At 44.3% G+C, this 14,912-nt stretch carries 15 protein-coding genes; all 15 read right to left on the bottom strand.

What is annotated here, in order from left to right:
* Window positions 1-28: 28 nt before the first annotated feature.
* Complete coding sequence (gene rpoB, locus ACY3ZI_RS01880; RefSeq protein ID WP_036953635.1) at window positions 29-4,057, bottom strand: DNA-directed RNA polymerase subunit beta; 4,029 nt, start codon at window positions 4,055-4,057, stop codon at window positions 29-31.
* Between the two features lie 356 nt (window positions 4,058-4,413).
* Window positions 4,414-4,779: a 50S ribosomal protein L7/L12 gene (gene rplL / locus ACY3ZI_RS01875; RefSeq protein WP_006657047.1), complete on the bottom strand. Its 366-nt coding sequence runs from the start codon at window positions 4,777-4,779 to the stop codon at window positions 4,414-4,416.
* A gap of 60 nt (window positions 4,780-4,839) precedes the next feature.
* The gene (gene rplJ / locus ACY3ZI_RS01870) at window positions 4,840-5,337 is read right to left on the bottom strand and encodes a 50S ribosomal protein L10 (protein ID WP_006657046.1); all 498 of its coding nucleotides are present in this window, start codon (window positions 5,335-5,337) and stop codon (window positions 4,840-4,842) included.
* A 335-nt stretch (window positions 5,338-5,672) separates the two neighbouring features.
* A complete protein-coding gene (gene rplA / locus ACY3ZI_RS01865) occupies window positions 5,673-6,374 on the bottom strand; it encodes a 50S ribosomal protein L1 (RefSeq protein WP_006657045.1) in 702 nt (233 codons plus the stop codon).
* 4 nt (window positions 6,375-6,378) lie between these two features.
* Window positions 6,379-6,807 (bottom strand): 50S ribosomal protein L11, encoded by a 429-nt coding sequence (gene rplK, locus ACY3ZI_RS01860; RefSeq protein ID WP_006657044.1) that lies wholly within the window; start codon window positions 6,805-6,807, stop codon window positions 6,379-6,381.
* Window positions 6,808-6,974: 167 nt separating this feature from the next.
* On the bottom strand, window positions 6,975-7,520 hold the full coding sequence (gene nusG / locus ACY3ZI_RS01855; protein ID WP_487375890.1) for a transcription termination/antitermination protein NusG: 546 nt from the start codon (window positions 7,518-7,520) through the stop codon (window positions 6,975-6,977).
* Window positions 7,521-7,907, bottom strand: coding sequence for a preprotein translocase subunit SecE (secE, locus tag ACY3ZI_RS01850; protein WP_006657042.1), 387 nt, complete (start codon window positions 7,905-7,907; stop codon window positions 7,521-7,523). It lies immediately after the preceding gene.
* A 388-nt stretch (window positions 7,908-8,295) separates the two neighbouring features.
* Complete coding sequence (tuf, locus tag ACY3ZI_RS01845; RefSeq protein ID WP_187128653.1) at window positions 8,296-9,480, bottom strand: elongation factor Tu; 1,185 nt, start codon at window positions 9,478-9,480, stop codon at window positions 8,296-8,298.
* 78 nt (window positions 9,481-9,558) lie between these two features.
* On the bottom strand, window positions 9,559-11,685 hold the full coding sequence (gene fusA / locus ACY3ZI_RS01840; protein WP_036948738.1) for an elongation factor G: 2,127 nt from the start codon (window positions 11,683-11,685) through the stop codon (window positions 9,559-9,561).
* 86 nt (window positions 11,686-11,771) lie between these two features.
* A complete protein-coding gene (rpsG, locus tag ACY3ZI_RS01835) occupies window positions 11,772-12,242 on the bottom strand; it encodes a 30S ribosomal protein S7 (protein WP_006813694.1) in 471 nt (156 codons plus the stop codon).
* Window positions 12,243-12,340: 98 nt separating this feature from the next.
* A complete protein-coding gene (gene rpsL, locus ACY3ZI_RS01830; RefSeq protein ID WP_004265905.1) occupies window positions 12,341-12,715 on the bottom strand; it encodes a 30S ribosomal protein S12 in 375 nt (124 codons plus the stop codon).
* A gap of 136 nt (window positions 12,716-12,851) precedes the next feature.
* Entirely contained in the window at window positions 12,852-13,139 is a 288-nt protein-coding gene (gene tusB / locus ACY3ZI_RS01825; protein WP_211887254.1) for a sulfurtransferase complex subunit TusB, read from the bottom strand.
* 39 nt (window positions 13,140-13,178) lie between these two features.
* Window positions 13,179-13,538, bottom strand: a complete 360-nt coding sequence (gene tusC, locus ACY3ZI_RS01820; RefSeq protein ID WP_132496959.1) for a sulfurtransferase complex subunit TusC — start codon at window positions 13,536-13,538, stop codon at window positions 13,179-13,181.
* Between the two features lie 45 nt (window positions 13,539-13,583).
* A complete protein-coding gene (gene tusD / locus ACY3ZI_RS01815) occupies window positions 13,584-13,988 on the bottom strand; it encodes a sulfurtransferase complex subunit TusD (RefSeq protein ID WP_487375889.1) in 405 nt (134 codons plus the stop codon).
* On the bottom strand, window positions 13,985-14,689 hold the full coding sequence (locus ACY3ZI_RS01810; protein ID WP_036948726.1) for a helix-turn-helix transcriptional regulator: 705 nt from the start codon (window positions 14,687-14,689) through the stop codon (window positions 13,985-13,987). Before ACY3ZI_RS01810 ends, tusD begins: the two co-directional genes overlap by 4 nt.
* Window positions 14,690-14,912 lie beyond the last annotated feature (223 nt).

Below are 14,912 nucleotides of genomic sequence, written 5' to 3'. Positions count from 1 at the left end.
GAAGGCGAACCTTCCGGCACAGAACGAATTACTCGTCTTCCAGCTCGATGTTGATACCCAGTGAGCGAATTTCTTTCAGCAATACGTTGAAAGATTCCGGCATACCAGGTTCCATCTGATGGCTGCCATCGACGATGTTTTTATACATCTTCGTACGGCCGTTAACGTCATCCGATTTAACTGTAAGCATTTCTTGAAGAGTATAGGCTGCACCGTATGCTTCCAGTGCCCACACTTCCATCTCCCCGAAACGCTGACCACCGAACTGCGCTTTACCACCCAGCGGCTGCTGAGTAACCAAGCTGTAAGAACCAGTTGAACGGGCGTGCATCTTATCGTCAACCAAGTGGTTCAGTTTCAGCATGTACATGTAACCTACGGTTACTTGACGCTCAAATTTCTCGCCAGTACGACCGTCGAACAATGTAATCTGACCTGAAGTTGGCAGACCGCCCAGTTTCAGCAGTTCTTTAATTTCTTTCTCTTTTGCACCATCAAACACTGGTGTTGCAATTGGCATACCTTTTCTCAGGTTCTCTGCCAAACGCATAACTTCTTCATCAGAGAAAGTATTTAAGTCAACTTTCTGACGCGGATCATCACCTAAATCGTAAGCTTTCTGGATGAATTCACGCAGTTTGGCAACTTCTTGCTGCTGTTTAAGCATAGCATTGATTTTTTCACCAATACCTTTAGCAGCCATACCTAAGTGAGTTTCCAGAATCTGACCGATGTTCATACGTGATGGTACGCCCAGCGGGTTCAGAACGATGTCAACTGGGTTACCGTTTTCATCGTAAGGCATGTCTTCAACTGGGTTGATTTTTGAGATAACACCTTTGTTACCATGGCGACCCGCCATTTTATCACCCGGTTGGATCTGACGTTTAACTGCCAGATAAACCTTAACAATTTTCAGTACGCCCGGTGCAAGGTCATCACCTTGAGTGATCTTGCGACGTTTTGCTTCCAGTTTCTTAGCGAACTCAGATTTCAGTTCGTCGTACTGTTCAGCTAATTGCTCTAACTGGTTCTGTTTCTCTTCATCAGCTAATGCTAATTCTAACCAACGGTCACGAGGCAGTTTGTCCAGTTTATCAGCTTCAATACCACCGCTGATCAGTACAGAACGGATACGAGAGAACAGTGCGGATTCAAAAATACGCAGCTCTTCTGTTAAGTCTTTCTTCGCATCACGTAACTGAGTTTCTTCGATTTCCAGAGCACGTTTGTCTTTCTCTACTCCATCACGGGTAAATACTTGTACGTCGATAACCGTACCTGATACACCGTTAGGAATACGTAAAGAAGAGTCTTTAACGTCTGAAGCTTTTTCACCGAAGATAGCACGCAGCAGTTTTTCTTCTGGCGTTAATTGGGTTTCACCTTTAGGAGTGACTTTACCAACCAGAATGTCTCCGCCTTTCACTTCTGCACCGATATAAACGATACCGGATTCATCAAGTTTAGACAGTGCTGCTTCACCAACGTTTGGAATATCCGCAGTGATCTCTTCAGGCCCTAATTTGGTGTCACGAGACACACAAGAGAGTTCCTGAATGTGAATAGTTGTGAAACGGTCTTCTTGAACAACACGCTCAGAAACTAAGATGGAGTCTTCGAAGTTATAACCATTCCATGGCATGAATGCCACGCGCATGTTTTGACCCAGTGCTAATTCGCCGAGGTCTGTTGAAGGACCATCCGCTAACACATCACCACGTTCAACTGGTTCACCTAAAGATACGCAAGGCATCTGGTTAATACAGGTGTTCTGGTTAGAACGAGTATATTTAGTCAGGTTATAGATATCGATTCCAGCTTCGCCCGGATACATCTCATCTTCGTTAACTTTGATAACGATACGAGAAGCATCAACGTATTGAACTGAACCACCACGTCTTGCAACAGCAGTAACACCGGAGTCAACCGCTACTGCACGTTCCATACCTGTACCAACTAATGGTTTGTCAGCACGTAAAGTAGGAACCGCTTGACGTTGCATGTTCGCACCCATCAATGCACGGTTGGCGTCATCGTGTTCAAGGAATGGGATCAGTGACGCACCAACAGAAACAACCTGTTGAGTCGAAACGTCCATATATTCAACTTGTTCACGGCTGAATAAGCTTGACTCGCCTTTGTTACGGCAAGTAACTAATTCTTCGATGAAACGGCCATCGTCGCTTAATACGGTGTTAGCCTGAGCAATGATGAAGTTACCTTCTTCGATTGCAGACAGGTAATGGATTTCATCAGTTACGATGCCATCACGGACTAAACGGTATGGAGTTTCTAAGAAACCGTACTCATTGGTCTGTGCATAAACAGATAATGAGTTGATCAGACCGATGTTCGGACCTTCAGGGGTTTCGATTGGACAAACACGACCATAGTGAGTTGGGTGTACGTCACGTACTTCGAAGCCTGCGCGTTCACGAGTCAGACCACCTGGGCCTAATGCAGAGATACGACGTTTATGCGTAATTTCAGACAGTGGGTTGTTCTGGTCCATAAATTGAGACAGCTGGCTGGAACCAAAGAACTCTTTAACTGCTGCTGAAATTGGCTTAGCGTTGATCATATCCTGTGGCATTAATGCATCGAGGTCACCCAGAGAAAGACGCTCTTTCACTGCACGCTCAACACGAACCAGACCTACACGGAATTGGTTCTCAGCCATTTCGCCAACGGAACGAATACGACGGTTACCTAAGTGGTCAATATCATCGACTTCGCCTTTACCGTTACGGATATCGATGAGTTTACGCATAACATCAATGATGTCTTCTTCACTCAGGATACCAGAACCTTCGATTTCATCGCGGTTCAGTGAACGGTTGAACTTCATACGACCTACAGCAGACAAGTCGTAACGGTCTTCAGAGAAGAACAGGTTATCGAACAGGTTTTCTGCAGCTTCGCGTGTTGGTGGCTCACCAGGGCGCATCATACGGTAGATTTCTACCAGTGCACTTAAGCGATCGTTAGTTGGGTCGACGCGAACGGTTTCAGAGATATAAGCACCGTGGTCTAAGTCGTTGGTGAACAATGTTTCGATTGTTTTGTGACCAGACTGGCTCAGACGTGCCAACATATCTAATGACAGTTCCATGTTCGCTGCACAAATCAGCTCACCGGTGCTCTCATCGATGTAATCTCTTGCAACAACTTTACCTGCGATGTATTCAACAGGAACTTCGATGTTGCTAACTTCTTCTTTTTCTAACTGACGAATATGACGAGCAGTGATACGACGGCCTTTTTCAACATACACTTTGCCGTTTGCTTCGATATCGAAAGAAGCAGTTTCACCACGCAGACGCTCAGGAACCAGCGTCATCATCAGTTTGTTATCACGGATTTGGAATACAGTTTTATCGAAGAACAGATTTAAGATTTCTTCGGTGTTGTAATCCATTGCACGCAGAATAATGGTCGCAGGTAGTTTACGGCGACGGTCAATACGTACAAACAGGTTATCTTTCGGATCGAATTCGAAATCAAGCCATGAACCACGGTAAGGAATAATACGTGCGTTATACAGCACTTTACCTGATGAGTGAGTTTTACCTTTATCGCTATCGAAGAATACACCAGGACTACGGTGTAACTGGGAAACGATAACACGCTCAGTACCGTTGATAACAAAAGTTCCGTTTTCAGTCATGAGTGGAATTTCACCCATGTAGACTTCTTGTTCTTTGATGTCTTTAACGGTGCCTTCTGGAGCTTCTCGCTCATACACGATCAGGCGCAGTTTTACACGCAGTGGTGCAGAATAGGTCACGCCGCGAATTTGACATTCTTTAACGTCAAAAACAGGCTCACCTAAACGATAGCTGACATATTGCAGCTCAGCATTACCGCTGTAGCTCTGAATTGGGAATACGGAACGGAAAGCAGCTTCCAGACCATTCTGGCCATCAGGATCTTGCTCGATAAACTTCTGGAACGAGTCAAGTTGGATGGAAAGGAGATAAGGTATATCCAAAACTTGTGGACGTTTACCAAAATCCTTACGAATACGTTTTTTCTCGGTATAGGAGTAAACCATAGGTTTCCTCAGCTCGTTGATCAGTGACCCAAATCGTTCGCCTTTGGATTAAGGGCAGAACAGGAACGCGTTTTTGAAGAAATGGAAAATGAATACTTTCCTGAATACCCATTTCTATTACTCTTAAATCATTTCATTGCGTTGCAGTTGCTACCGAGCTACCCGAGCGGGTCGTAGCGCAGAACACAGTATATTAAGTCGTCAAATAGAAAGAAGTATTGGAGGGTTGTTTGTTAACATTAAAACTGCGTGAAAAGCTGTTAACACCCATCACGCTTTACAGCGCAAAAAGGCTGGTGATTAAAAAATCACCAGCCATCAGCCTAATTACTTAAGCTGCGTTCTTGAAATTGAACTTATTTAAGTTCAACAGAAGCGCCTGCTTCTTCAAGAGATTTTTTCAGAGTTTCAGCTTCGTCTTTGCTTGCAGCTTCTTTGATAACTGCTGGAGCTGATTCTACCATATCTTTAGCTTCTTTCAGGCCAAGACCGGTTGCGCCACGAACTGCTTTGATAACTGCAACTTTGTTCGCACCAACAGATGCCAGAACAACGTCGAATTCAGTTTTTTCTTCAGCAGCTTCAGCTGGACCCGCAGCAACAGCAACAGCTGCAGCAGCAGAAACGCCGAATTTTTCTTCCATCATAGTAATCAGTTCAACAACGTCCATTACAGACATTTCTGCAACTGCATCAAGGATTTGGTCTTTAGTGATAGACATAACAAGTGTTCCTAAAATTCAGAAATAGTTTATACGTTAAAAAGCAACGAAGGAAAGGGCTTATGCAGCTTCTTTCTGATCGCGCAGAGCAGCCAGAGTACGAACCAATTTGCCGGCAGCGGCTTCTTTCATGGTTGCCATCAGGCGTGCGATTGCTTCATCGTAAGTTGGGAGAGTTGCCAGACGATCGATATCTTTCGCTTGGATTAACTCACCTTCAAAGGCCGCAGCTTTAATCTCAAATGCTGGATTCGCTTTCGCGAACTCTTTGAACAGACGAGCGCCAGCGCCCGGATGTTCGTTAGAGAAAGCAATTAAGGTTGGACCAACAAACGCGTCTTTCAGTACATCATAAGCTGTACCTTCAACAGCACGGCGAATCAGTGTGTTACGAACAACACGGATATAAACGCCAGCTTCGCGACCTGCTTTACGCAGTTCAGTCATTTTTGCTACAGTTACGCCGCGTGAATCAGCAACAACTGCAGAAAGCGCGCCTTTGGCTACTTCGCTGACTTCAGCAACAATCGCTTGTTTGTCTTGAAGATTTAGTGCCATTAGCTTCTTGCTCCTGGATTAACCGGGAAAACCCGGGACTCACATCACTCAAACACAACATTATGTAAGAGCGCTAAAACACGGTGAGCAGAATAGAAATCCAGAATTAAATTCTAGGTATCTCTGTCACCGTCTACGCAGGTAAATTAAGTAGCTACTAGTAACTAATAAACTACACCTGCGGTCTTGGACGGGGTCTGGAAAGGCCAGACTCCATACCGAAATTTGTGGTTTGCTGAGCATATTTCTATACCCAACAAACTCGAGGCGTCAAATTTTATACAAATTTGACGCAAAGGTAAAGCCTAATTGCCGATTAGCAAATGCTAACGGAATTAAACTGCTGCTGACAGACCAGATTGGTCGATAGCAACACCTGCGCCCATGGTAGTGGACAGGCTGATTTTCTTGATGAAAACACCTTTAGCAGAAGCTGGTTTTGCTTTTTTCAGCGCGATCAGCAGTGCTTCTAAGTTTTCTTTCAGTTTGTCAGCGTCGAAATCAGCTTTACCGATAGTGGTATGGATGATTCCGTTTTTGTCGTTACGGTAACGAACCTGACCCGCTTTAGCGTTATTAACTGCTTCAGCAACGTTAGGAGTTACAGTACCAACTTTCGGGTTTGGCATCAGACCACGTGGGCCCAGAACTTGACCTAATTGGCCAACAACGCGCATTGCATCTGGAGAAGCAATAACAACGTCAAAGTTCATTTCACCAGCTTTGATTTTATCAGCCAGATCTTCCATACCAACCAGTTCAGCGCCAGCAGCTTTAGCAGCTTCAGCGTTTGCGCCTTGTGCGAACACAGCAACGCGAACTGAACGGCCAGTACCGTGTGGCAGTACAGTTGCACCGCGAACGTTCTGGTCAGATTTACGAGCATCGATACCAAGATTGATAGCTACGTCAACGCTTTCAACGAATTTAGCAGTCGCTAATTCTTTCAGCAGAGCAACGGCTTCATTGATGTCATACTGTTTAGTTACATCAACTTTCTCACGGATATTGCGCATGCGCTTAGTCAGTTTAGCCATTCTATTAGTCCTCCACTACCAGGCCCATGGAACGAGCAGTACCAGCGATTGAACGCATCATCGCGTCAACGTCAGCACCAGTCATATCCGCAGCTTTAGTTTCTGCGATTTCGCGAACCTGTGCAGAAGTCACTTTACCAACTTTGTCTTTGTTCGGCTTACCAGAACCAGACTTAACGCCAGCCGCTTTTTTCAGCAGAACTGCTGCCGGTGGAGTTTTAGTTACGAAAGTGAATGAACGGTCTGCATAAACAGTAATAACAACAGGAATTGGTAAACCTTTTTCCAGGCTGTCTGTTTTTGCGTTGAACGCTTTACAGAATTCCATGATGTTCACACCTTGCTGACCCAGTGCTGGACCAACCGGTGGACTTGGGTTTGCCATACCAGCTGCTACTTGCAGCTTAACGTAGGCTTGTACTTTCTTAGCCATGAATATTTCCTCAAATTGGGTAATAACGCCTTAATGGATTAAGGCTCCCCGTTACATTAACGCCCCGCAAAACACCGTTTGCACAGTATGATGCCAAGCATAAAAAACAAAAGGCGCGAAATTGTATGAAAATTTCGCGCCTTTTGCAAGCCTGCTATTCGGAATTGTTAGGCTTTTTCTACCTGTCCGAAGTCTAACTCAACTGGAGTTGCACGACCAAAAATAGAAACAGAGACTTTTAAGCGGCTCTTTTCATAGTCGATTTCTTCAACAACACCGTTGAAGTCAGCGAATGGACCTTCACTAACACGAACCATTTCACCTGGTTCAAATAGCGTTTTAGGACGTGGCTTATCACCAACTTGTTGTAAGCGATTCATAATCGCATCAACTTCTTTATCACTAATTGGTGCTGGACGATCTGAAGTCCCACCGATAAAGCCCATTACACGCGGAACACTGCGTACTAAGTGCCAAGAGTCATCATTCATGACCATTTGAACTAATACGTAACCAGGGAAGAATTTGCGCTCACTTTTACGGCGCTGACCGCTACGGATCTCAACAACTTCTTCAGTTGGAACCATAACATCGCCAAACAACTCTTCCATATTATGGAATTTGATATGTTCACGCAGAGACTGTGCTACGCGACCTTCAAAACCAGAGAATGCCTGAATGACATACCAGCGTTTTTTAGGTAAATCTGACATTTAGAATAACCTCAGGCTTGTAATAAATGAAACTAAACGCACTAGGATACCATCTAATCCCCACAGGATTAGTGACATTACAGCCGTTACAGCAGCAACAATCAAAGTCGTTTGTAATGCTTCCTGGCGAGTAGGCCAAATGACTTTCTTCACCTCGATGCGAGCTTCGCGCGCAAACGCCAGAGTTGCTTTACCTTTTGTGGTCCACAAAGCAACAGCACCAGCAATAGCTACTACAGCCACAACTGCAAAAGCACGCAGTGCGAGATTATATTGACGGAAGTAATAGTTGCCTACGATAGCAACTAATAATAAGGCACAGACAACTACCCATTTGAAGATGTCTGCACTGCGTCCACTTCCTTGAGCTTCGCTATTCGCACTCATAATTCAACCTGTTACCATGAAGTATGTATAAAGCTCGCTTGCCTTACCTTTGCAGTATGGCAATCAGAGCACACCAATAGAATATGCCAGCATACCCAGTAAATTTAATCACCACCCTATTTCGAAAATAAATTTCTTTTCGTGGCAGCGGTAAAATATACCATAACTTCTGAGCAAAACCTTAATAAATCTCATATAACTGCATCGGGCTCTCAATACAGTTAGTAAATCGTTGTTTCAGAGCCTATCTCACCAATAATTATGAAAACGATTGATGAGATAGGTTCTTAGGTTTAAACGCTAACATTTTAAAAACTTGAGTATAAAAAGGGCATCAGTCGATGCCCTTTTTACTAAAGTGGTTCTTTCTTATTCAGAAAGAGCGGTATTATGCAATGATTTTTGCAACAACACCCGCACCTACAGTACGACCACCTTCACGGATTGCGAAACGTAAACCATCATCCATCGCGATTGGGTGAATCAGAGTCACGATCATGTTGATGTTGTCGCCTGGCATTACCATCTCTACACCTTCTGGCAGTTCGATAGTACCGGTTACGTCAGTTGTACGGAAGTAGAACTGTGGACGGTAGCCTTTGAAGAATGGAGTATGACGACCACCTTCATCTTTGCTCAGAATATAAACTTCTGATTCGAATTGGGTGTGTGGCTTGATTGAACCTGGTTTAGCCAGTACTTGACCACGTTGAATTTCTTCACGCTTAGTACCACGCAGCAGAACACCAACGTTCTCACCCGCACGACCTTCGTCCAGCAGTTTACGGAACATTTCAACGCCAGTACAAGTCGTCTTAGCCGTTGCTTGGATACCAACGATTTCAACTTCTTCACCAACTTTGATGATACCACGCTCAACACGGCCTGTTACTACTGTACCACGACCAGAGATTGAGAATACGTCTTCGATTGGCAGCAGGAATGGCTTGTCAATTGCACGCTCTGGTTCTGGGATGTAAGAATCCAGGTAGCCTGCTAATTCAACAATTTTCGCTTCCCACTCTGGGTTGCCTTCCAGCGCTTTCAGTGCTGAACCGCGAACAACTGGAGTGTCGTCGCCTGGGAAATCGTATTGAGACAGAAGTTCACGAACTTCCATTTCAACTAATTCTAACAGTTCTTCGTCGTCTACCATGTCACATTTGTTCAGGAAAACGATGATGTAAGGAACACCTACTTGGCGACCTAACAGGATGTGCTCACGAGTTTGTGGCATTGGGCCATCAGTCGCAGCAACAACCAGAATTGCACCGTCCATCTGCGCAGCACCAGTGATCATGTTTTTAACATAGTCGGCGTGACCTGGGCAGTCTACGTGTGCGTAGTGGCGAGTTGGAGTATCGTATTCTACGTGAGAAGTAGAAATGGTGATACCACGCGCTTTTTCTTCTGGTGCGTTATCGATTTGGTCGAATGCACGAGCGTTACCGCCGTAAGTTTTAGCCAGAACAGTAGTGATTGCTGCTGTCAGGGTAGTTTTACCATGGTCAACGTGGCCGATTGTACCAACGTTAACGTGCGGTTTTGAACGTTCAAATTTTTCTTTAGACACGACTCTATTCCTTATGGAGTTCCCTCTTCACGATAAAGAAGGAACTTAAATTAAAGTAGTTAAATCGATAAAAATCGATTATCTAGCGTTACGAGCTTCGATTACAGCTTGTGCAACGTTGTTTGGCGCTTCATTGTACTTCAGGAACTCCATAGAGTATGAAGCACGACCTTGTGTCTGAGAACGCAGGTCAGTAGCATAACCGAACATTTCGGACAATGGTACTTGTGCACGAACAACTTTACCAGTAGGTAAGTCATCCATACCTTCAATCATACCACGACGACGGTTCAGGTCACCAATTACATCGCCCATGTAGTCTTCTGGAGTTTCCACTTCAACTTTCATGATTGGCTCAAGCAGAACTGGTTTCGCTTTTTTGAAGCCGTCTTTAAATGCCAGCGATGCTGCCAATTTAAACGCCAATTCAGAGGAGTCAACATCATGGTAAGAACCGAAATGCAGACGAACACCCATGTTAACTACTGGATAACCAGCTAATGGACCAGACTTCAGCTGCTCTTGCAGACCTTTGTCAACCGCAGGAATGTATTCCGTAGGGATTACACCACCTTTGATTTCGTTGACAAATTCGTAGTCCATTGGCAGACCATCTTTGTCTTTCTTGTCCAGTGGGTACATATCGATAACGACATGACCGTACTGACCACGACCACCAGACTGTTTCGCGTGTTTACCTTCGATATCAGTCACTTTAGCAGTGATTGCTTCGCGGTAAGCTACTTGTGGTTTACCAACGTTCGCTTCAACTTTGAATTCACGACGCATACGGTCAACCAGAACGTCCAAGTGCAATTCACCCATACCAGCGATGATAGTCTGATTAGTTTCTTCATCACTTGATACGCGGAATGATGGGTCTTCTTGAGCCAGACGGCCTAATGCGATACCCATTTTTTCTTGGTCAGCTTTAGTTTTTGGTTCGATTGCAACAGAGATTACTGGCTCTGGGAATTCCATACGCTCCAGGATGATTGGTGCATCAACTGCACATAAAGTATCACCTGTAGTTACGTCTTTCAGACCGATAGCAGCCGCGATGTCACCAGCGCGAACTTCTTTAATCTCTTCACGCTTGTTAGCGTGCATCTGAACGATACGACCAAAACGCTCTTTCTTCGCTTTAACAGCGTTCAGAACGGTATCACCTGAGTTAACAACACCGGAGTAAACACGGAAGAATGTCAGGTTACCAACGAATGGGTCAGTTGCAATTTTAAATGCTAAAGATGAGAACGGCTCTTCGTCACTTGCATGACGTTCAGCTGGAGTATCTTTACCATCGTCCAGAACACCGTTAATTGCCGGTACATCTGTAGGAGCTGGTAAGTAATCCACGACCGCATCCAGCATCGCCTGAACACCTTTGTTCTTAAATGCAGAACCACAGGTAACCAGGATAATTTCGCTAGCAAGAACACGTTGACGTAAAGCACCTTTGATTTCTGCTTCAGTCAGTTCTTCACCGCCCAGATATTTTTCCATCAGTTCTTCTGATGCTTCTGCAGCGGATTCGATCAGGTTGTTGTGCCACTCTTCAGCCAGCTCTTGCATGTCCGCAGGGATATCTTCGTATTCGAAGGTAACGCCTTGGTCTTCATCGTTCCATTTGATTGCTTTCATTTTCAGCAAGTCAACAACACCAGTGAACGACTCTTCTGCGCCAACTGGTAATTGCAGTGGAACTGCAGTAGCTGCTAAACGAGTTTTTAACTGCTCAACAACACGTAAGAAGTTCGCACCCATACGGTCCATTTTGTTAACGAACGCGATACGTGGAACTTTATATTTGTTAGCCTGACGCCATACAGTTTCAGACTGTGGCTGAACACCACCAACCGCACAGTAAACCATTACCGCGCCATCAAGAACACGCATAGAACGTTCTACTTCGATTGTGAAGTCAACGTGTCCCGGGGTGTCGATGATGTTGATACGGTGTGGTTCATACTGCTTAGCCATACCAGACCAGAATGCAGTAGTCGCAGCTGAAGTGATAGTAATACCACGCTCTTGCTCCTGCTCCATCCAGTCCATTGTTGCAGAACCTTCGTGGGTTTCACCGATCTTATGGTTTACACCAGTATAGAACAGAATACGTTCAGAAGTTGTGGTTTTACCGGCGTCGATGTGTGCACTGATACCGATGTTACGATAACGTGCTATGGGCGTTTGACGAGCCATTTTTTCCTCTCTCGTGGGCGTTCAATTCTTCATATAAAGGGCAGCTGAAAGCTACCCTGAGATACATCACTAAGATTGGTAAGAGATTACCAACGGTAGTGTGCGAACGCCTTGTTAGCTTCTGCCATACGGTGAACGTCTTCACGTTTCTTAACAGATGAACCTTTGTTCTCAGCAGCGTCTGATAATTCGTTTGCCAGGCGAAGTGCCATAGATTTATCACCGCGTTTACGAGCAGCATCAACGATCCAACGCATTGCCAGGGCATTACGACGAACCGGGCGAACTTCAACTGGAACTTGGTAAGTTGAACCACCAACACGGCGGGATTTAACTTCCACAGTCGGACGCACGTTATCAAGTGCTAATTCGAATGCATCAAGTTCAGTTTTACCAGAACGCTGAGCAAGGAGCTCAAGTGCGTTATATACGATTGCTTCAGCAGTAGATTTTTTCCCGTCTACCATCAGGATATTTACAAATTTGGCCAGTAATTCTGATCCGAACTTAGGATCTGGAAGAATTTTACGTTGACCAATTACGCGACGACGTGGCATGGATATGACTCCGTTGTTAATTCAGGTTTGTCCAAAACTCTACGAGAGTATTTTGACATTAAGATTAAAAATGTTTGGCCTTACTTAACGGAAATCCATTAAGCCTTAGGTTTCTTCGCGCCGTATTTAGAACGAGCTTGCTTACGGTCTTTAACACCAGAACAGTCCAGTGCGCCGCGAACGGTGTGATAACGCACACCTGGCAAGTCTTTAACACGACCGCCACGGATCAGGATTACGGAGTGTTCCTGCAAGTTGTGGCCTTCACCACCGATGTAGGAAGATACTTCGAAACCGTTAGTTAAACGAACACGGCATACTTTACGTAATGCTGAGTTTGGTTTTTTAGGAGTGGTAGTATATACACGAGTACATACGCCACGTTTTTGCGGGCAAGCTTCCAGTGCTGGAACGTTGCTTTTCACAACTTTCGAGCTACGAGATTTGCGTACCAGCTGATTAATAGTTGCCATTATTAAAAAAGCTCCTGGTTTTTTTGCTTCGTAAACACGGATTTTGACCTCGTTCGCCAACATGACGATACACGAGGACGCGAAATTTTATTGCCGACTGGCTCAGGTGTCAAGAAATATACAACTTTTAGTGACTTTATAAGGCAAAATGTTGCTTATGAGCTTCAGTTAGCTTTACAAAACCTTGATATGAGATGATAGAAACGCCATCAGCTACCTGATCTTGTAGCCCTCGGGCATGAATATCTGCATCCAAGGCATAGATTTGGACACCGCTATTTTGTAGTTCCTCAAGATATTTGGATTGTGAAACAGCGGCAATCACACCATCTTGGAAAAGCAATATAGCGTCTTCATTGGTGATTAAACGCAATAGCGCGGAGAAATCACATTTAAATGGAGAAGTGGCTAGAGAGTATAGCATAGGCAGGATCCTACTATAGATCAAAATCCGAACACAAGCTCAAAATTTCAGCACAACATCACAGGCAGATAACCGCTCTTGGATCTGCTGGGGTGTTAGGAATTCAGGCGTCACAACCCACTCATTTTGCTGACTAAGGCCTCTTTCCTTTAATGACTCTGAACATAGGTAAATATTTTCAATGTCATAGAGAGGTAAGATTTTGAACGTCGAAATATAGTCTCGGGCTAAAATTTCTTTAGGCTGCTGATGAGCGAGTAATTGGCATACGCCATCTGAAAGGAAGAATACGCTGATTTCTTCTGTCAGCGCCGAGGTCGCTAATAACGCATCCAGTCCTTCGCGCCCACTGGCACTACCATGTGGCATAGTCGTAAAAACAAAGGCGATTTTCTTCACAAGAGACCTTATCTTATAGAGTGACGTCGTTCATGATGTTCAGGTTTAAAACTGGATGGTGCGGTCAGTGGTTAACATGGATTCTGCCAGACTGCCTAAACCGCTCATAGTGAAACTTTCAGATAAATTATAAGCAGATAGCGATAGCGCTTTAGCTTGTTCTTCATCTGTAATACCACGACGTAACCCTGCTGCAACACAGATATTCATTTCACAACCAGACTCTTGTGCTAGCTGGCGCCATGCTTTGACCAGGTCAAATTCATCATTTGCAGGGGAAGTTAAAGCATTGCCATTAAGAACGCCATCTTGATAGAAAAATACCGTCTTCAATAAATGCCCTTCTTTAAGAAGGGCCTTGGCAAATTGATAGGCACTTGCTGATTGTGAAGTGCCGTATGCAGGGCCTGTCACTAACAAACAATAGGTTAGCGGGGTTGTGTTACTCATTCACCACTCTTAAATTGGCGGATATATAAATAGACGGTGTGCTTGGAAATATTCAGGCGGTCAGCCACTTGGTTGATAGCATCTTTGATATCAAAGATTCCTTTTTCGTACAAGTTCAGAACCACTTGTTTATTTTTCGCATTATTAGAAACATTACGGTCATTGCTAACTTCTTCAATGGTGTATTCTAATGTTTGCGCAACTAAATCATCGACTGAAGATGCAAAGTTGACATCTGAAGTCACTTCTTGCTTTTCTTCCGGCACAAAAGACTTAATGATTTCAGAGAATGGCACATCTAAGTTCATGTTGATACACAGTAAGCCGATAACACGTTGCTTACGGTTACGAATCGCAATCGTCACCGACTTCATTAAGTCGCCGCTTTTTGCTTTCGTAAAATAGGCTTTAGAGACATTGGATTCCGCATCCGCCATATCATGAAGCATTCTTAATGCTAAGTCAGTGATAGGGGAGCCAATCTTACGCCCTGTATGCTGACCATTCGCTATTCTCACTGCTGAACATTTGAGGTCTTCTAAAGAGTGAAGAACAATTTCACAATGCTCACCAATTAGCATAGCGAGCCCGTCAACCGCAGCTTCATATGATTTTAAAATTTCGTGGTCAGTCTCAGTAAACGGCTGGTTATCAAGAATATTAATATCACTGAGGTCTTGGGATTGTAATGCATCAGACATTTCAACGTCATCCTTCTAAAGTGTATAAAATTCATCACGTCAACCAATGAGGCATTCATTATTCGACTCATTTGCCTTCATTTTATCGTACATAGTCAACGGATGTGATGATTAAAAATAAAAACGAATCTATTGAAGTTAAAACTCCGAGGCGTTGCCGTCAAGCGAATGAATGCAAGAGAGTATGTTTTATCACAAGTTTTGAAGAATATAAGATTTTTAA

This window comes from Providencia sp. LY12, assembly GCF_057621555.1.
The sequence above is the reverse complement of the archived record's forward strand: the minus strand, read 5'-3'. Positions and strand labels throughout refer to the sequence as shown.

Bases quoted from the DNA above. Each gene is read 5' to 3' on its own strand.
- rpoB (WP_036953635.1), bottom strand. From the start codon at position 4,057: ATGGTTTACTCCTATACCGAGAAAAAACGTATTCGTAAGGATTTTGGT.
- rplL (WP_006657047.1), bottom strand. From the start codon at position 4,779: ATGTCTATCACTAAAGACCAAATCCTTGATGCAGTTGCAGAAATGTCT.
- rplJ (WP_006657046.1), bottom strand. From the start codon at position 5,337: ATGGCACTAAATCTTCAAGACAAACAAGCGATTGTTGCTGAAGTCAGC.
- rplA (WP_006657045.1), bottom strand. From the start codon at position 6,374: ATGGCTAAACTGACTAAGCGCATGCGCAATATCCGTGAGAAAGTTGAT.
- rplK (WP_006657044.1), bottom strand. From the start codon at position 6,807: ATGGCTAAGAAAGTACAAGCCTACGTTAAGCTGCAAGTAGCAGCTGGT.
- nusG (WP_487375890.1), bottom strand. From the start codon at position 7,520: ATGTCAGATTTACCTAAAAAACGCTGGTATGTCATTCAGGCATTCTCT.
- secE (WP_006657042.1), bottom strand. From the start codon at position 7,907: ATGAGTGCGAATAGCGAAGCTCAAGGAAGTGGACGCAGTGCAGACATC.
- fusA (WP_036948738.1), bottom strand. From the start codon at position 11,685: ATGGCTCGTCAAACGCCCATAGCACGTTATCGTAACATCGGTATCAGT.
- rpsG (WP_006813694.1), bottom strand. From the start codon at position 12,242: ATGCCACGTCGTCGCGTAATTGGTCAACGTAAAATTCTTCCAGATCCT.
- rpsL (WP_004265905.1), bottom strand. From the start codon at position 12,715: ATGGCAACTATTAATCAGCTGGTACGCAAATCTCGTAGCTCGAAAGTT.
- tusB (WP_211887254.1), bottom strand. From the start codon at position 13,139: ATGCTATACTCTCTAGCCACTTCTCCATTTAAATGTGATTTCTCCGCG.
- tusD (WP_487375889.1), bottom strand. From the start codon at position 13,988: ATGAGTAACACAACCCCGCTAACCTATTGTTTGTTAGTGACAGGCCCT.
- ACY3ZI_RS01810 (WP_036948726.1), bottom strand. From the start codon at position 14,689: ATGTCTGATGCATTACAATCCCAAGACCTCAGTGATATTAATATTCTT.